The sequence below is a fragment of the Bythopirellula superficialaquae genome (assembly GCF_059632245.1).
Map to the genome: position 1 here is coordinate 799,151 of NZ_CP197426.1, position 18,172 is coordinate 817,322.

At 55.9% G+C, this 18,172-nt stretch carries 14 protein-coding genes; 7 read left to right on the forward strand and 7 right to left on the reverse strand.

The window, feature by feature from the left end:
- Positions 1–13 precede the first annotated feature (13 nt).
- The 4 genes from recG to SH678x_RS03370 all read left to right on the forward strand — a co-directional run bounded on the left by recG (position 14) and on the right by SH678x_RS03370 (position 6,513).
- A complete protein-coding gene (recG, locus tag SH678x_RS03355; protein WP_496921467.1) occupies positions 14–2,113 on the forward strand; it encodes an ATP-dependent DNA helicase RecG in 2,100 nt (699 codons plus the stop codon).
- A 524-nt stretch (positions 2,114–2,637) separates the two neighbouring features.
- Entirely contained in the window at positions 2,638–3,312 is a 675-nt protein-coding gene (locus tag SH678x_RS03360; RefSeq protein WP_496921468.1) for a hypothetical protein, read from the forward strand.
- 119 nt (positions 3,313–3,431) lie between these two features.
- Positions 3,432–4,511: a winged helix DNA-binding domain-containing protein gene (locus SH678x_RS03365; protein WP_496921469.1), complete on the forward strand. Its 1,080-nt coding sequence runs from the start codon at positions 3,432–3,434 to the stop codon at positions 4,509–4,511.
- Positions 4,512–4,821: 310 nt separating this feature from the next.
- On the forward strand, positions 4,822–6,513 hold the full coding sequence (locus SH678x_RS03370) for a potassium channel family protein (protein ID WP_496921470.1): 1,692 nt from the start codon (positions 4,822–4,824) through the stop codon (positions 6,511–6,513).
- 108 nt (positions 6,514–6,621) lie between these two features.
- Here SH678x_RS03370 and SH678x_RS03375 read toward each other — a convergent pair whose 3' ends face one another.
- The 3 genes from SH678x_RS03375 to SH678x_RS03385 all read right to left on the reverse strand — a co-directional run bounded on the left by SH678x_RS03375 (position 6,622) and on the right by SH678x_RS03385 (position 10,399).
- A complete protein-coding gene (locus SH678x_RS03375) occupies positions 6,622–9,099 on the reverse strand; it encodes a vWA domain-containing protein (protein ID WP_496921471.1) in 2,478 nt (825 codons plus the stop codon).
- A gap of 34 nt (positions 9,100–9,133) precedes the next feature.
- On the reverse strand, positions 9,134–9,667 hold the full coding sequence (locus SH678x_RS03380) for an RNA polymerase sigma factor (protein WP_496921472.1): 534 nt from the start codon (positions 9,665–9,667) through the stop codon (positions 9,134–9,136).
- Positions 9,668–9,808: 141 nt separating this feature from the next.
- Entirely contained in the window at positions 9,809–10,399 is a 591-nt protein-coding gene (locus tag SH678x_RS03385; protein ID WP_496921473.1) for a sigma-70 family RNA polymerase sigma factor, read from the reverse strand.
- Between the two features lie 157 nt (positions 10,400–10,556).
- Between SH678x_RS03385 and SH678x_RS03390 the strand changes: the two genes are divergently transcribed.
- The gene (locus SH678x_RS03390; RefSeq protein ID WP_496921474.1) at positions 10,557–12,902 is read left to right on the forward strand and encodes a serine/threonine-protein kinase; all 2,346 of its coding nucleotides are present in this window, start codon (positions 10,557–10,559) and stop codon (positions 12,900–12,902) included.
- A 22-nt stretch (positions 12,903–12,924) separates the two neighbouring features.
- On the opposite strand, the gene SH678x_RS03395 is transcribed toward SH678x_RS03390, so the two are convergent.
- On the reverse strand, positions 12,925–13,926 hold the full coding sequence (locus SH678x_RS03395) for a TIGR03032 family protein (RefSeq protein WP_496921475.1): 1,002 nt from the start codon (positions 13,924–13,926) through the stop codon (positions 12,925–12,927).
- Positions 13,927–14,075: 149 nt separating this feature from the next.
- On the opposite strand from SH678x_RS03395, the gene galE reads away from it, so the two are divergent.
- Both galE and SH678x_RS03405 read left to right on the forward strand, forming a co-directional pair.
- Complete coding sequence (gene galE, locus SH678x_RS03400) at positions 14,076–15,065, forward strand: UDP-glucose 4-epimerase GalE (protein WP_496921476.1); 990 nt, start codon at positions 14,076–14,078, stop codon at positions 15,063–15,065.
- Positions 15,066–15,093: 28 nt separating this feature from the next.
- The gene (locus tag SH678x_RS03405; RefSeq protein WP_496921477.1) at positions 15,094–15,447 is read left to right on the forward strand and encodes a hypothetical protein; all 354 of its coding nucleotides are present in this window, start codon (positions 15,094–15,096) and stop codon (positions 15,445–15,447) included.
- Between the two features lie 116 nt (positions 15,448–15,563).
- Here SH678x_RS03405 and SH678x_RS03410 read toward each other — a convergent pair whose 3' ends face one another.
- The 3 genes from SH678x_RS03410 to SH678x_RS03420 form a co-directional block, all read right to left on the reverse strand.
- The gene (locus SH678x_RS03410; RefSeq protein WP_496921478.1) at positions 15,564–15,803 is read right to left on the reverse strand and encodes a YlcI/YnfO family protein; all 240 of its coding nucleotides are present in this window, start codon (positions 15,801–15,803) and stop codon (positions 15,564–15,566) included.
- Between the two features lie 178 nt (positions 15,804–15,981).
- Positions 15,982–16,518, reverse strand: coding sequence for a cation transporter (locus SH678x_RS03415; RefSeq protein WP_496921479.1), 537 nt, complete (start codon positions 16,516–16,518; stop codon positions 15,982–15,984).
- A gap of 95 nt (positions 16,519–16,613) precedes the next feature.
- The gene (locus SH678x_RS03420; RefSeq protein ID WP_496921480.1) at positions 16,614–18,086 is read right to left on the reverse strand and encodes an MATE family efflux transporter; all 1,473 of its coding nucleotides are present in this window, start codon (positions 18,084–18,086) and stop codon (positions 16,614–16,616) included.
- Positions 18,087–18,172 lie beyond the last annotated feature (86 nt).

Here is an 18,172-nt window from a genome sequence, read left to right on the forward strand (position 1 = left end):
TTACAATGCGGGCATGGATTCTGATGCTAAACCCGACGACGCCAAACAGACGTTGATGACGCTCGTGGATCGCTTGCGCGGCGTGAATTCCGACCGGGCAGAGGCGCTGCGGCGGATGGGTTTGCGGACAGTGAGCGATCTGCTGTTCAACTTCCCCCGGGATTACCAAGACCTTTCCGACGAACGGACGATTGCCGATCTCGAGGAAGACCAACTGCTGAGCGTCCGCTGTAAAGTCGAAGAAATCGCCGTGGCGAGCCAAGGCTTTGGCAAAACCCGCACGGCCATTTTGGTCAGCGACGGCACTGGCCATCTGCGGGCGACTTGGTTCAATCAGCCTTTCATGCGGAGCAAGTTTCAGGAAGGTCAGCAGGTTCTGCTCACGGCGAAGCCAAAACTCCGCGGCATGATGTGGGAGATGTCGCACCCGCAAGTCACTTGGCTCGGCGAAGAGGAAAGCCCGCTCGCGGGACGGAAACTGCTCCCCGTGTATTCGCTTACGGAAGGATTGTCGCAATACTACATGCGGCGGATTATCGGCTCGGCGGTCGAAGAGTTTGCAGGCGTTCCCGAGGAAGTCTTTCCGCCGCAGCTTTTGAAACAGTACAACCTCATCACACTCCCCGACGCGATTCGTGGAATTCATCAACCCGCCGATGAGGCGGAACTCACTCGTGCGCAACGGCGGTTCGTGTTTCAGGAACTCTTCGTATTGCAACTGGCCCTGTCGGTGCGGCGGGCTCAACAGCGTTCGTTGCCCGCGCCGCCACTTCCCGCGACGACCAAAATCGACGCCCGCATTCGCCGGTTGCTGCCGTTCGATCTCACCGCGAGTCAGGAACGGGCCATCAGCGAAGTGTCGGCCGATATGGCGCTCGATCGGCCGATGAATCGCTTGTTGCAAGGCGATGTCGGCAGCGGCAAGACGCTTGTCGCGTTGTACGCGATGTTGGTCGCGATCGCGCACGGTCGGCAGGCCGTGCTGATGGCCCCCACGGAAATCCTGGCTCGGCAACATGCCGACACGCTCGCCGGTTTGCTCGAAGCGAGCCGCGTGAGGTTCGCGGTGCTTGCGGGGGGAACAACCAAGTCCGAGCGGGATCGCCTGCTGGCCGACATCGCCGCGGGGACGATCGACGTCGTCATCGGCACACACGCCGTGATTCAAGACGACGTGCGGTTCCAGAATCTCGGCCTCGTGGTGATCGACGAGCAACACAAGTTCGGCGTGCGGCAACGGGCGGCGTTGCGGCAAGGAGATCAATCGCCGCATTATCTGGTAATGACGGCGACGCCAATCCCGCGAACCGTCACGATGACACTCTTCGGCGACCTGGAAGTCTCGACGCTCGGCGAACTCCCCAGCGGGCGGCAGCCGATCAACACCTATCTCGTCGAATCTGAGAAGCAACCGAATTGGTGGCAGTTCGTCCGCGACCGCCTGAGTGAAGGCCGGCAGGCGTATGTCGTGGCCCCGCTCGTGGATGAATCGACCACGATCTCGGCACCCAGCGTTGCGGCCGCGTTCGAGCAACTCACTAACGGCGAGCTCGAAGCGTATCGCATGGCCCTCTTGCATGGCCGGATGTCGCCCGCGGAGAAGCAGGAAGTCATGGACCGCTTCCGCAGTGGCGAGACGCAAGTGCTGGTGAGCACGTCAGTGATCGAAGTTGGGGTCGACGTGCCGAACGCCTCGGTGATGACCGTCGCGGGGGCGGAACGCTTTGGCCTCGCGCAACTTCATCAACTCCGCGGTCGCGTGGGACGCGGCATGCATCCGGGCTTCTGCGGCGTGCTGGTGAGCGAAGAGCTCAGCGAGCAAGGCCGCGAACGTCTCATGGCGTTTGCCAACTCGACGGATGGTTTTGCGTTGGCGGAGCTTGATTTTCAAATGCGTGGTCCCGGCGATTTGTTTGGCACACAGCAACATGGTCTGCCACCGTTTCGCGTGGCTGACTTGCAGCGCGATCGCGAACTGTTGGAAGAAGCCCGCCGCGAGGCGCAGCTCCTGGTGGGCGAGGACCCCGATCTCAAACACCCACAGAACGCACGGCTGCGCAAACAAATGCTCGCCCGGTACGGGCAGGCGCTGGAGATCAGTGACGTGGGATAGGAATTCAGGATTTATGATTTCGGATCTATGATTTGACCAATTAGAAATCATACATCCTCCATCAAAAAGTATCTTTTTCTCATTTCAAGACTTCCAAGTTGTCCAACTCTTCCAACTTGTCGGGGTGTATTCGTGATTCAAAAAGTGAAGAAAATTTGAAACCACGAAAAACACGAACTACACGAAGAATTTATTTGTTGTCGGTCATTCTGAGAGAGCCTAGGTCCGCCGGAGGCGGAAAGAATCTAGTTTGCCTCGCTTTTAGGGTTTGAAGTCTGGTAATCCTATTCGTGCTATTCGTTTGATTCGTGGTTAATTAATCTGACACCAGGCGCTCACGCTGCTGGCTCGCCTGGTTTTTCGTGTCTTTCGTGGTTCACAATCAAATCTTGATCTGATAGTTCGGATATCTAAAAGCTAACGGCTGATAGCTTTACATGCATTATACCCGAAGGTGGTGGCCATTTTGAGAGGTGATTTTTGGCCGGGTGGCGACCAAGAGGAGTCGAATTAAAATACTGCTCATGGATAAATTGCAGCACGTCCGGGGAAAGACAGTAGGTAAGAGGCAATTTGGCTTGCGAGCATTGTTGATTCTTTTGACGACGCTGAGCCTTTGTCTTGGTGCGATTGGGTTGCTCATTCAGGAGTTTGAAGAGAGTAGTTTCCATTACGACCGCAGAAATCTTCTTATTTCAATTGTTGCCGGGTTAGCGTCGAATGTGATTGCATATGTTGTCGACATACAGCGAGGAGGTCGTCTACTATTGCGGCTGCGCGGAGAGATATCCTTAGTCAGTTGGGCCCTGCAGAAATTTCTATCAACAGGTCTATACGTCACTTGTTATCTGCTGGCCAAGACGTTTCTACGCGATCCAGGCTCGGCGGGGATAATAATAATCCTGATTACATTTTTCGCTGCCAATTGCGTGTCACATTTTATTTTTGCGACCGTCGAACTGAGGTCCGAAGGGACTGTGTGGTCAAGCGTCTGGGGCTGGGTCTTTCAGCGGTGGCAACAAAGCACTTTTAAAATCGACTTCTACGAAATGTCCGACAAAATTGTACTTAAGTCGAAATATACTCAAATTATCGTCGCGCTTGATCAGGAAGATTTCAATTTGTTCAAAGAAATACTGCTGGAGAAGCATGGGGCAGTTGTCGAGGAGTCAAGGAAACGACAGTCTCCAGCGAAATGAGTGATGAAAATTTAATTCGATAGTGCTTCGCTTTCACTCTACTGGTAAACCTGCAAAATGGGTCTACGTTCGCTGATCACAATTTGTTGGTTTGACATCTCCATCAGGCTTAGCCCCTCGTGACTAAAGACCAGATTCGCAAACTCTCGGTAGCCCGCTCTTTGATCGGTTTCTCGTCAATCACGAAAGCCATCGAGCATTTTGGATTTGTTCAGGCGGATCCGATTCGCGCGCCGGCGCGGGCACAGGATTTGTTTTTGCGGCTTCGCGTGAGGAACTACTTCGCGGGGGACTTGGAGAAGCAGTATCCCCGTTTGAAGATCGAAGAGGACCGTTTTGTGAACTATGGATTTATGTCCCGCGACTTGCAGCGACATTTCTATCCTCGGGAACACAAAGGCAAGTTGTTGATCGAACGTCAGGCACCGGGGCTAAGTGAACGCGTGTTGGAGTTTGTGAGAAGCCGGGGCGTGACCCATCCCAAAGAAGCGCAAGTCGAATTTGGGAAACAAACCGTTGGCAATTACTGGGGAGGTGGTTCGCAAGCCACGACCCGCGCCCTTGAGGGCTTGCATTATCGAGGTTTTTTAAGAGTCGCCAAACGCGACAACGGAATCAAGCTTTATGAGGCCGCCACTCATTTGGAAAGTGTGTCATCAGAGAACATCGACCCCGCTGAAGCCGTTTCGACGTTGCTGCACCAGATTCTGCATATCTACTCACCGATCCCCGAAAGTTCATTGGGCTATTTGATTTCGCTTTCTCGTTATGGCGCGCCGCATCTGGCGAGCGAGATTCGCAGCGCCTTCAAAGCACAAAAAGGACATATGCGGTCGACCGTCGTAGATGGGCTGCGCTATTATTGGTTGGACGAGAGATCGCGAAAAATCGAGGGAGAGCGTCAGGTTCGTTTTCTCTCGCCTTTTGATCCGGTGGTGTGGGACCGGAGGCGGTTCGAACATCTGCATGGTTGGAGCTATAAGTTTGAAGCCTATGTTTCACCGGCGAAACGCGCGATGGGTCACTACGCACTCCCGCTGTTGTGGGGCGACCGTGTGATCGGTTGGGGAAATATGAAGGTCGAGAATGGAAAGTTGGAATCGGACATTGGGTACGTTCTCAAGAAGCCTGCATCGCGCGAGTTTAGGGTGGCCTTGGAGGAGGAGTTGGGTCGGATGGAGATGTTTTTGAGGCTTTAGGTTGTGTGGGGGGCGCTAAGCCGCGAGCGGCATCGGGACGATGCCGGCTAACGTATGAATCACATTCTTTTATTCGTGTGATTCGTGGTTCACAGTCAGATCTTGATCTGACAATTCAGATTTCAAAAAGCTAATAGCTAACGGCTAATAGCTCTTCACGCATTCTACCCGAGGCAGGCGGCCATTTTGAGTGGTAATTTTGGCCGGGTGCGTAGGAAAGTAAGATGCTAGATTTAAGAAGTTGGATTCTGTTAAACATGGGTAGTTTCGAGCCATTCTCTCATCATCTGATCGGTATGCTGCTTAAGTCATGAAAATTCTTCCCACGATCGTCATCAGTCAATTTCAGCACTCCTCGGGGAGACGCAATCTCAAGGCTTTGGGAAAATTCCTCCTGTATCTTTCGGGATTGGTCACTTTGTTCAGCATTGTGTTTCATTACATCATGGCTTGGGAAGGCCACGAATACTCTTGGGTCACGGGGTTCTATTGGACTCTGACGGTGATGTCGACTTTGGGATTCGGCGACATCACGTTCAATTCGGATCTCGGCAGGCTGTTTTCGATCGTTGTGCTTTTGAGTGGCACGATCTTCATGCTGATATTGCTGCCGTTTACGTTTATCCAATTCTTCTACGCGCCCTGGATTGAATCGCAGAATGCCGCGCTCGCGCCGCGAAGTCTACCCAGCTCGACGACGGGGCACGTGATCCTAACGAACTACGGCCCCGTGGAAGGTGCCCTCGTGCGGCGTCTCAGGCAGTACGGCTATCCTTACGCGATTCTTGTGGACGAAGTGGCCGAGGCGCTGCGGCTGCGTGATCTCGATCTGGAAGTGATGGTCGGATACTTGGATGATCCCCAAACCTATGTCAACGCCCGGGCTGCCGACGCAGCGTTGGTTGCCGCAACTCACACCGACGTGGTGAACACAAACGTGGTGTTCACGGTGCGTGAGGTGGCTCCCGAAACGCCGATCATTGCCACCTGCACCGATGAGGGTTCGGTCGACAATCTCCAACTCGCCGGCTGCAATGCCGTGCTGCAACTCTCGGACTTGTTGGGCCAAGCCATGGCGCGCCGGGCCATTGGCCGCGATGCCAAGACGCACGTCATCGGCCGGTTCAACGAACTGCTCATTGCCGAGGCGAGCGCGGCGGGAACTCCGCTGGTGGGCCGTACGCTCCGCGACATTCAACTTCCCAGCCACGCGAACGTCAACGTGGTCGGCGTGTGGCAACGAGGGCAGTTTTTCACTTCGGGTCCCGATACGATCATCACCGAGACCACAATTTTGTTGCTAGCGGGGACCCGCGCCCAACTCGATGAATACGATTCGTTGTTCTGTATCTATCATTCCTCGGATGCGCCGGTATTAATTTTAGGAGGTGGCCGCGTCGGTCGCGCGATGGCTAAGGCGCTCACCGATCAGGGGGTCGAATATGTGATCGTCGAGAAGAATCCCGAGCGGGCACTCAATCAACCCCACTTCCTCGTTGGAGATGCGTCGGATGCCGAAATGCTCACCAAAGCGGGGTTGATGAAGACGGCGGTCGTGGCCGTCACCACGCACGACGACGACATGAACGTCTATCTGACGCTCTATTGCCGTCGGTTGCGACCCGATATTCAGATCATTAGCCGTTCGACCAAGGAACGAAATATCAGCACGCTGCATCGCGCGGGGGCCGACTTTGTGCTTTCCTACGCGTCGATGGGGGCCAACGCGATTTTCAACATGCTCAAGCGGACGAACATTTTGCTCCTGGCCGAAGGGCTCGACGTGTTCACGGTGGATATCCCTGCTGCCCTGGCTGGCCGCACGTTGGGCGAAACGGCGATTCGCAAAACCACGGATTGTAATGTGGTAGCGATCGATGGCCCCGCGGGCCTGACAATCAATCCCGATCCTGCCACCGTGCTCGATCCGGGCGCGAAGCTCATGATCATCGGCGATAGCCAGTCACAGGAAAAATTCCTTGACCGCTACGTGAGACACTAATAGCTTCAGATTGAAGGATTATTTGAACCACGAAAGACACGAACTACACGAAAAAGATTCTTTACTCGGCATCGGGACGATGCCGGCTAACGTATGAATCACATTCTTTTATTCGTGTGATTCGTGCCGATTCGTGGTTAATTCTTTCGCGATGCGTACCAAGTCCAAAAACTCACTGCGGTAGTTGTGGGGGTCGTTGCCGAGTGAGGCTTGGGCGATTTCTTGGACCGCGTCGAACGAGGTTTCTCCTTGATATTGCGAATGACGCAGGAGCATGCCGAAGCTGGCCACCAAGGCGGCGAATTGGAAATCGTCGGTGGCGTCGGCAAACGATTCGCCCGAATCGGTGATCGGGAATTCGAGCTTCGTGCTTTGGCTGGCCTCGGGGAGTTTGTAGCGAAGTTTTAATGTGAGGAGCTCGTCACTCGCCGCTTGCGGCTTAGCGCTCTTGGTGGTTTCGTCCGCTAAGCCGGGGAGCGGCTGTTGGTATTTCAGGGGATCAACACTTGGCGGTGTGACTTCTTGGCCCGCGGGGATGATTTCGTACAACGCGGTGACGGTGTGACCCGCGCCGATTTCGCCGGCGTCTTTTTTGTCGTCGTTGAAATCCTCGGTTTTGAGCAGCCGATTTTCGTAACCGATTAATCGATAGCCGGCGACTTGCGCGGGATTGAACTCGACCTGAATCTTCACGTCCTTGGCGATCGTCACGAGCGTGCCGGCCATTTCTTCGACGAGTACCTTGCGAGCTTCGGTCAGATTGTCGACGTAGTGGTAGTTACCGTTGCCTTTGCCGCTGATCCCTTCCATCATCGCGTCGTTGAGATTGCCGCGGCCAAAGCCGAGGACGGTGAGAAAGACGCCGGTCTTGGCTTTTTCGATGGCGAGCTGTTCGAGCTGGGCCGTGTCGGTGACGCCGACGTTGAAATCGCCGTCGGTGCAGAGGATGACGCGGTTAGTGCCCCCTGCGATGAAATTATCGAGGGCCACCTGGTAGGCGAGATTGATGCCCGCCCCTCCGGCGGTCGAGCCCCCGGCACGAAGCTGATCGAGCGCGGCGAGGATCGTTTCCTGCTCGTCGCCGCGAGTGCTGGGAAGGGCCATCCCTTCGCTCGAAGCGTAGACGACAATCGCCACGCGGTCGTTCTCGCCCAACTCGCGAGTGAGCATCTTCATCCCTTCGACCAACAGCGGCAACTTGTTGGGATCGTTCATCGAGCCCGAGACGTCGACGAGGAACACGAGATTCGATTGGGGCCGCTCGTCGCGAGCGATTTCTTTGCCTTTGATCGCGATGCGTGCCAGGCGATGGTCTTTGTTCCAGGGGCACTCCGCCACTTCCATGTGCGCAGCGAAGGGCCGGTTGTCGGTAGATTCTGTGTCGGTGGGGCCAGCGTAGTCGTAATCGAAGTAGTTGACGAGCTCCTCGATCCGCACGGCATCGGCGGGGGGGAGTCGGCCCGATTCAAGAAACTGGCGGACGTTGGCGTAGCTGGCGGTATCGACGTCGATAGAGAAGGTGCTCACCGCATCGGGGCCGTCGGCTTTGATGAAAGGATTCTCGTGAATGGGGGTGTACTGGTCACGGGAGGGAGGAGTGTTGCGCTCAAAACCGAGACTGAAAGAAAATGTTTCTGCTTCTGTCGGTGTAGTCTGAGTGATGGCGAAGTGATCGCCAGCTTGAATACCCGGTCTGGCATCGATACGAAAGCGTTGGCTGCGGCCTCGTAGTTCTTCGCCGCGATTCTGTCGGGCAAGTTCCACATCAACGTCAGAGTAGTAGTGTTGAGATTGCGTTTCAGAAGCAGAGCGGCGGAAAAGTTTCTCTCCTTGCTGATGGAGGACATCGGGTAAAGCGATAGGTGTGCCGGCTTGTGCATGGCCGACACCTTCCACAGCATAAGCGTCGTTGATGAGACCCTTGAGGCCCATGTTTGAGCTTGGGGCGAATGGCTGGGACTGACTTTCGCTTTGTTCGCCTGCACCCTCTTGGCCTTGTTCGCCAGCGATACCGGGTCGTTCGGATTGTTCTTCTGTGGGAATGCCGAGGCGTTCTTCTTCTTCTCCTTCCTCAATGATGATGTGCGGGGTGACGGTCATCATGAGTTCTTCACCAGTCTTGGGCGACTCTGCGTCGTTGATCAAGCCGCGGAGGCCGATGCCGGTATCGATGCCAGATTTTTCGCGACTTTGTTCTTTCGCGGTCGTGCTGAGGGCGGGTGGCTTGGCGGTTATGAGTTCTTCATTGCGCCGGGTTTGTTGAGATTGCTCAGTGATGGGTTTCTCAAGTTTTGCGACTTCACTAGAACGGCCACTTTGCCGAGCAACATGAACAGGAGGCAATAATAAACCAACTGTCGTTCCGATAACTGCTAGGGAAGCACACAGAATGGCAAGCGATTTCCATTCGCGCTGCTTTTTGTTGACTGCATTCGATTGGGCTAAAGTAAGGGTTGGCGACGGTAACGCATTCGCGGCCGCGAGGATGCGTTCGGAGAGATCGGGGGGTGTTTCGCCGCCCAACAGTTCGGCGAGGCCGCGGTCGAGGAGGGCGTCGGGGTGGTCGGTGGGGGGGTGGTTGTTCATGATTGAGGCCTTCACGGCATCGGGACGATGCCGGCTAACTTGTTTTTTTCTCGATGCAGTGGCGTAATACTTCGCGGGTGCGGCGGAGCATGGTTTTTATGCCGTCGGGTTTCATGTCGAGCTTGGCCGCGAGTTCTTCGCGGCTGAGGCGGTCGCGATAAAACCCGTCGATGGCTTGCCGCGCTCGCCCTTCGAGTTGCTGCAAACAATCGGCGAGCGCCGCGAGGAATCCGGCCGAGTTGTCGGCCATGAGACTTGCGCTCCAAACTTCTTCGGCGGCGGCGAGCTCCACGGTGCTGATCTCGCGGCCTTCGCGGCGACGGGCCATCAACAGTTGGTTCCTGGCAATCGTGCGCAAGTACGCGTTTGTTTGCCGGGGACCTTGCTCCGCAAATTCCGAACGGGCCAGGGCGAGGAAGGTTTCCTGCGTGAGGTCGTCGGCATCGCTGGCCGAAGCACCCAGGTAGCGCAAGTACCGCCAAACGTCGGCTTGATGCTGGCGAACCAGCTCGGCCAAATCCATGGCGTTGGGCTTCATCGTCGATGGCTCGCGAAGGAGTGCGGACATGCCAATCTAAGTGCCGCGGGCGGGAGAAAAGGGTTCAGGAAAATTAAGAAGTAACCACAAAGGCACGAAGGACACGAGGAATCACGAGATTTCTTTTCACAATCCTTTGTGCCCTTCGTGTCCTTTGTGGTGAAGATTGGTTTACTCCGCTAGCATTTCGTGTAGTCTTGCGAGCGCGCGGGAGATCATCACGCGGGTGGCGCCGTCGGTCTTGCCGATTTTTTTGGAGATTTCTTTCGACGAAAGCCCCACGAGATAGCGGAGGCGGAGAGCTTCGCGCTGATCTTCGGGGAGCGTGTCGAGCGCGGCGAGCATGCGGAGCTGGCGTTGATCGCGGGAGAAGGCGTCGCTGGGGCTGGTCATGCTGGCGGCGAGCAAGTTGGCCAATCCTGCCGCGGCGCTGCCGTCGGGGATGACGGCCTCGCGGCTGGCGTCACGCTTTTGGCTGGCAAAGTAGCGGCGGTGGGCGTCGATGATTTTCCGTTCGCAGATTTGGAACAACCAATTCAGCGGGTCCCAACTCGTCAGGTCGGTTTGGGGGAGCGTGCGGACCGCTTCCATACTGGCTTCTTGGAGGACATCCTCGGGCTCGAGCTTGCGCTGCAATTGCGTGCCGATGCGGCTGCGAATGAACGCCAGCAGAGCGCCTTCGTTGGTTTTCAAAAACTCAACAAGCGCGGCTTCGTCGCCCGTTCGCAGGCCAGCCAGGATTTTTGTATCATGGTCGTGCATGGGAATTCCAGAGATTTACCACAAAGACACAAAGCACACTAAGGGAACTCAAGTCATGAAAACTCGGCAAACTCTGATCCGTTTTATAATGCGAATCTAGTTATCCTCGACTTTATCTTTGTGTCCTTAGTGACTTTGTGGTAATTAGTTCTTCTATATGTCCAGCGATCATTCTAGCCAACTGAGCGACGCTTCCCAGGGAGAATCCTCCGCGGGCGAGGCGGCTCAACTCGAAGAGCGACGGTGGGATCGGATCGCCACGGCGATTGACGCGCTTTCGGGGGCTTGGGAATCGCATTTCGCGGGTTCGCGGACCGAGCCACGGCTTGGTGATTTTTTGCCCAAGGGGGATGCGGAGTTCGCCAAATTCGCGCTGCCCGAGCTGGTGAAAGTTGATTTAGAGTATCGCTGGCAGTATGGCCGTTCGCCGCGCAGGGTGGAAGAGTATGTGGCCGATCATCCGTCGCTGGGGCCGCTCTCGATGCTGCCCGTGGATTTGATTCACGAAGAGTTGCAGGTGCGAATGCAAGCGGGGGACCGCGTGACGGAGGAGGAGATTCGTCGGCGGTTTCCAAAACAGGCGACCGCGCTGTGCGAGATTGTCGGCGGGATGGCGGTGAGTGGTTCGCCGACTTGCACGTATTACGGTGCGTCGACGAAACGCAGCGGCGCGGCAGCTGAGGGAAGTAGCGGCAAGGCGAGCGTGCCGTCGAAGTTTGAAGAGATCGAGCTGAATTTTGAAGCCGGGCAAACGATCGATGATTTTCAACTTTTGAACGAGTTGGGACACGGGGCGTTCGCGCAGGTGTTTCTCGCGCGGCAGATTTCGATGGAGCGGTTGGTCGCGCTCAAGATTTCGCGACACACGGGGAGTGAACCGCAGACGCTTGCGCAGCTTGATCATTCGCACGTCGTGCGGGTGTTCGATCAACGGGTGAGCGGTGAGCCGCCGGCGCGACTGTTGTATATGGAAGTCGTGCCGGGGGGGACACTGTTCGACGTGGTGAAGCGCGTGCGGAGTACGCCGCAGAAGCAGCGGACGGGGCAGTTGCTCTTGGACGTGGTCGACGAACATTTGGGGGCCAGCGGTGCCGCGCGGCCCGAAGGTTCGACGCATCGTCATTGGCTCGCGGAAACGAAATGGCCGCTGGTGATTTGCCGGTTGGGGGCTCAACTGGCCGAAGGTTTGGCTTACGCGCATTCGCGCGGAGTTTTGCATCGGGATATCAAACCGGCGAACGTGTTGCTCTCGACCGAGGGCTTGCCGAAGCTGGCGGATTTCAATGTGAGCTACAACGGTGGCCGGGCGGATGAAGATCCGGCGGATACGTTTGGGGGTTCGCTGGCTTATATGTCGCCGGAGCAATTGCAGGCGTGTCATCCCGTGCTGGGGGGCTCGCCGCAATTGGTGCGCGATCAAAGCGACGTTTACTCCTTGGGGATCGTGTTGTGGGAGCTGTTATGCGGTTTGCGGCCGTTCGACGACGGGCCGAGCGAAGGGGGATCGCTCGCGCAGATTCAACGGATGATCGACCGGCGGCATTATGTGGATTTCAACGATTTGTGCCGAGCGCTGCCGAGCGATTGTCCGGAATCGTTGCGGCAGGTGCTGGTGAAATGTTTGGCGTCGCGACGGAGCGAGCGTTTTCAAACGGCGGCGGAGGTGGCGCAGGCCTTGCGGTTGTGCTTGAACCCTCAGACGTGGACGTTATTGCAAGAGCCACGAAGCTTGGTGACGCGGTTCATGTTGGCTTGGCCGATTGTGACGGTGGTCGTTGCTGGGCTGCTGCCCAATATTTTTGCTGGAATATTCAATCTAGAATACAACCGACACCGAATTGAGGAAGATTTTGCCACTCTCTGGCCGTGGTTCGAAGAAGTGCAATTATGGATCAATTGGATTGTCTATCCGCTTGGTGCCATTGTGGGCATCTGGGCTGTCAAGCGAGTTGCTAAACAACTCGATCGTGAGAAGCCAACACTCTCCGTGCAAGGTGGCCAACATGTGTTGTTTTTTGGCTGGTTTATCTCGCGGCTGACGCTCGTGTTGTGGAGTTTATCTGGGTTGCTTTTTCCCTTGCTGATGAATCTTCGCGAACCCATCGAGGGAATGGTAACTTTCTATTCGCATTTCTTTTTGTCGTTGGCGCTGTGTGGCATCGCGGCGGCGGTGTCGCCCTACTTCCTACTGACGGCGCTCGCCGTGCGCATTTACTTTCCCGCTCTGGTACGCAATGGGATTGTCGCAGGGCCGCGCTGGCACGACCTCAAAAAGCTGCGCAAGCTCAATCTGCTGCATCTGGCGCTATCGGCTGCAGTGCCGATGCTGGGCATGTTGCTGGTCACACTGTCGGACACGGCCGCCGATCATCGTTGGGCGTTGAAAGTTGTGAGCGGCGTAGGACTGGTGGGCTTTGCTGTCATGTTCGGGCTCTTTCGTTATGTCGACGAGAATCTCGATGCGCTGGAGAAGATTGCCGTGGAGACGCCGCGGGGGCTGTAGTCGCAGCGCGGATTTATGGCTCTCACGGCAGCGGGACGCTGCCGGCTAACTTGGGGGTTTTGATGTTGCGTAGGAATGTGACTTCGAAGACTTCGCTGCCGCCGGAAGTGAATTCTAACAGGCCTTCTTGTTTGCCGGTGGCGAGATTCACTAGGGCGACGCCGGCGATCAGATTTTCGTGGCGCTCCCGGACGGGCGGGGCGTCGAGAATATGTTTGGGGCGAATCTTGGATAGGCCCACGAGGGCGTGCTGGCCAACGAAATCGAGGCCGCGGGTGAAGCCAGGGAGCGAACAGAATTCCGCGCATTGACCGGTCGTCGGGTCGAACTTCGAGAGTGATCCGTGCCCCGAGTTGCAGAGCCACCACTGGCCGCGATAACGTCGGGGTGAGTGGGGCATGCACAAACCGCGGGCGACGATTTCGCGTTTGGGGATATCGATCAGCACGCCCGAGGTGAAACGGTCTTCTTTGCGCCAATCATTGCGCTCGTCGGTTTCACAAAAGGCGGTGGCGAGCGTCGGTTTGCCACTTGCGAGGCCGAGACCATTTAGGTGACAGCGATCTTGGGCGACGATCGTTGTGATAAAAGGTGGTAACCAGCAATGGACAAAACGTTTCGTTTCCGAGACGCGGGCTAGGGCATTGAAGCGAGTGTTGACGAAATAAAGTCCGCGACGGCCGAAGGCGAGATCGTGGGCGTTGACTTTGCCGGTTTGATAAGCGCGTTGCGGCGCGAAGGTGATGCCGTCGTCGGCGAGTTTGTAGGTGAGAATCTGCTCGCGAACGGCGATAGCCAATCGCTCGCCATTGACGGCCATGCCCATGGGTCGGGTGAGCTTGTGAGAGTGGAATTTGATCTGTCCGTTTTCGCAACCGACGAACACGAGCTTGCCCGAAGTGTAAGTCGTGATCGCGAGGCTGCCACCGCTGGCGCGGAGCCAGTTGGCCAGCTTGCCGTGAAAGCGGCAGCGGAGCGGCGGTTTACGAATTTTTTCAGTGGATTCATTAATCTGGTCACTCATGGTGTTGTTTATACAGCGCAAGACGTGATTAGCCACAGAGGGCCCAGAGCCCACAGAGCGTTTTTGAGATTGTTTGTCGACTCTGTGATCTCGGTGTTCTCTGTGGTAAAAATAGGTCTTAGACAATTCTCACGGAGTATCAGATCAGAATGAAAGTATTGCTATCAGGCGGGGCAGGGTATGTCGGTTCGCACGCGGCGAAGTTGCTGCTGGCGCGGGGGCACGACATTTGGATTTATGACAATCTCTCGGAAGGTCATCGAGCGGCAGTGCCGGCGGAGCGGCTCGTTGAGGGGGATCTGCACGATCAGGACAAACTGACGGCCACGCTCAAAGAGAAAAAGATTGAAGCGGTGATGCACTTTGCCGCGTCGTGCTATGTGGGTGTGTCGGTCACCAATCCGGCAGAATACTACCACAACAATGTTGTGGGGACGCTGTCGTTGTTGGAAGCAATGCGGCATGCCGACGTGAAGCGGATTGTGTTCTCCAGCACGTGTGCGACCTACGGCGTGCCCGACATCGTGCCGATCACTGAAGCGGAGAAGCAAGCGCCGATTAATCCGTATGGATTCACCAAGCTGGTGATTGAACGAGCGCTCGCGGATTACGCGCGTGCGTATGGTTGGGGTTACGCAGCGCTGCGGTACTTCAACGCTTCAGGTGCGGCGGCGGATGGCACGATCGGCGAAGATCATGATCCCGAAACGCATTTGATTCCGTTGGTGCTCGAAGTCGCCCTAGGTAAGCGCGAGAGCATTCGCGTTTACGGCGACGATTATCCTACGCCCGACGGAACGTGCATTCGCGATTACATTCACGTGGACGATTTGGCGACGGCCCATTTGGCGGCGCTGGAAAAGCTGCAAGCGGGGAGCGAGTTAAAGCTCAACCTGGGGACAGGCAACGGAGCGAGCGTGCTGGACGTGATCGAAGCTGGCCGGCGCGTGACGGGGCATGCGATTCCCGCGGAGATGGCACCACGGCGTGAAGGGGATCCGCCGGTGTTGGTGGCCGACGCGAGCTTGGCGAATGAAGTGCTAGGTTGGCAGCCGAAGTACCGCGAGATAGAGGGGATCGTGAAGAGCGCCTGGGGTTGGCATAAGGCGCATCCGGCGGGGTATGGGGATCGGGGTTAAATTGCCTGACAACATGCAGGAGAATTTGATGACACAGCAAACATTAGATGATTTTGCGACGAATAACTCCGCGAGTCTATATTCGACACTTGCGCTGACAAGTCTTTTGCCAATCGGCTTGAAGCTGACACAGGATTCATTGCGGGCACTATTTGCCGACTTCACAGTCGATATCTCGCAATTGACGATCCTGTTCTTGAATCGTTCTACGCCATTTGTGCTCTTGGTGCTACCGTTCGGCGTAATTGCAGCAAGACTGTTGATAAAGAACCTGAGAATTCGCAATTACTCTTACGTGATTCTTGCGACACTATCTATTATATCGATAGTCTTTGCAGGTTTAGCATTTGGCATACCCTTGGCGGATGAGGTGCAAGGGTGACAAGCGAAACACCGCGATATCGAAACAATTGGCGCAGTGCTTGAGTTGGCACAAGGCGGTAGAGTTAGCTAGCCGGACCGCCACGGTCCGGGAACCCGGAGGGCGTGGCCCTCCGGCTATTGGGCGGTCATTATGATTTTGAATCGTGAACGAAAATCTCGATCAAACTCTCTTAGTGAGACAATCCGACCGTTTTCTAGATCGTCGAACCCTTCCTTAATGGCGAGGTATTCTTGATCTTGAGAGTCTAAAGCATCCAAGGCATTGCGCAAGACATCGCTGACTGTCGCGCCCGTTTCGTTTTGGAGCCGTTGGTTGATACGCTCTTCAAGATCATTCGGCAGTTGAATTGTCATAGTTATTCACTCCTCTGTTCCAAGTGTAACACGAGGAATGGTTGGGTCAAAACAGAACCTAATCCCTTGGGCCCGGAGGGCGTGGCCCTCCGGCTATTGGCGGTTGTTGTGATGTAGGGCTGTTCGTAGGGGTTGTTGTAGCGCTTGTTGCAGGGGACTTACGTCCCCCGCTCGCCGCCTATTTTTTTGTTTTGAGCGTGGGGTAGAAGCCGGCGGCTTGGATGGCTTTGACGACTTCGTCGGGAGAGAAGTCGCCTTCGACGACGAACGACGTTTGCTTGTTCTTGATGGTGTTCGACTTCACACCGGTGATGGGTTCGATGGCGGCTTTGATGGCGTCGGTGCAGCCCATGCAGCAATTGTGGATGTGGGCGACTTCGAGTTTCTGTACGTTGCCTTCTTTGAAGGTGATCGGTTTGAATTCGACTTCATTGTTGTCGACCGTGCCGTAGAAGCCTGCGGCGGCGATCGCGTCGAGCGCTTCTTGCAATACCTTGGGATTGCTGGCGGTGATGAGTGCCGTGTGGTCTTCTTTGCTGGCCGTGCATTTGACGCCGGGGATTTTGGCGACGGATTTTTCGACGGCGGCCGTGCAGCCTTTGCAACAGAGGTGCATGTCAGAGATTGTTACCGTGAGCGCGGTCGGTTGCGCTTGCAGTGCTGAACCACAAACGACAATCAGAATGGCAAGAAATGTGCGCGTGAAAGTATGCATGGAAACCTCGTAGCGAGAGGAGGAGTGAGCGGACGAGACTTCCGGAGCATACACAATTCGCGGCGAAAGCGAAAAGTGAATTTTAGCCCTGGAAATCACGTTTCGCTGCAAGCAACTGGTTCGCCGACGACCGATTCTTCGTCGCAGGTGGCACCTTGGGAATGATGCACCTGCTCGATGACGCGCATGTGCCGCCACTTGCCGGTCATGAACCGCCAGAAGTAGGCGGCGGCCATCACGATGAGCCAGACCACGATCAACACCCAGCAGCCGTAGACATCGAAGTGGAAAACTTCGACCGCCAGATAGCTCATCACACCCAAGACCGTAGCCATGGTAAGACTCATATACATGATGAATCTGGTGTCGCCCGAACCCTTGAGTGCCGACACAAAAATAATTTGCGTCGCGTCAAAGAGATTGTAGGCGGCAACAAAGTACAGCAGCATGAGTGCCATGTGTTGCAGTTGGGCGAGATAATCGGGATCGAGTTTGTCGTCGACGAAGGCCTGCAGAAACAGATTCGGCCAGACGACATACAGCAGTGTGATAGAGGCCATGTAGGCAATGCCGATTTGATAGGTCGTCCATGTGGCGCGAGAGGCGAGGTCGTCGCGGTTTTCGCCTAATCGCTGGCCGACGAGAATGCTGGCGGCAATGCCGAGACCCCACACGGGCATAAACGAAACGGTATTAATGCTGAAGGCCATCGAAGTGGCTTGCGCTTCCATATCTCCGAGTCGGCCAACGAGTAGGACAAAGACCGTGAAGCCGGTGACGTCGAGCAACATCTGCAGACCGCCTGGCCCGCCGTAGTAAACAAGGCGGCGCAGTAAGGGGATGTCGAGCTTCCAAACATCGGTGCGAAAGGTTTGGCGATGGGTCGGTTGACGCAGGAGCCACCAATAGATGATCGGCTTGGTCCAGAAACCGATCACGGTGGCCCAACCGGCGCCGGCGATTCCCATTTTAGGGAAACCCCAATTGCCGAAGATGAGGGCATAGTCGAAAGCGAGATTGACGACCACTGAGAACACATCGATGATCATGACGACCCAGGTCATGCCGCGCCCGCTGTAGAAACAGGACTGCGACTGGGCGATCACCATTGGCGGACCGGCAAAGCACAAAATCTGAAAATAGAGAATTTCTTGCTCGGTGACAGCGGGACTATGACCGGCATGAGTAAACAAAAATGTCGCCAGAGGATAGGCCGCGAGTGCGAGCGGAATCGAAAGTAGGGCCAACCAGTTGCCTTGCGCGACGACGGGCCCGATGCGTTCGGGTTGTTCATCGCCGTGGTATTGCGAGACAAATGTCGCGACGTAGCTACAGATGCCGATGAAGACGCAGAAGACGTCGAACCAAACAATCGCCGCGGAGAAGGAGGCCGCTAGTGCCGTGGGGGAATACCAAGCGAGAAACATGCGGTCGACGTAGGTCATCACGGTCCACGACAGCGTGGAGATGACCAGCGGAAACGCGACCTGCAGGACTTCACGTCCACCGCTGGGTCGGTGCCACCAGGATGATTCGTTGCTGGCCAGTTGACTGCTTGCCGAGTCCATTCGTCACCTGATAAGTAGGCATGCGCATTAGCGGGATTGGGGATCGCAAATTGTAGACGATCAGCATGGGGAAAGACACCGAATAA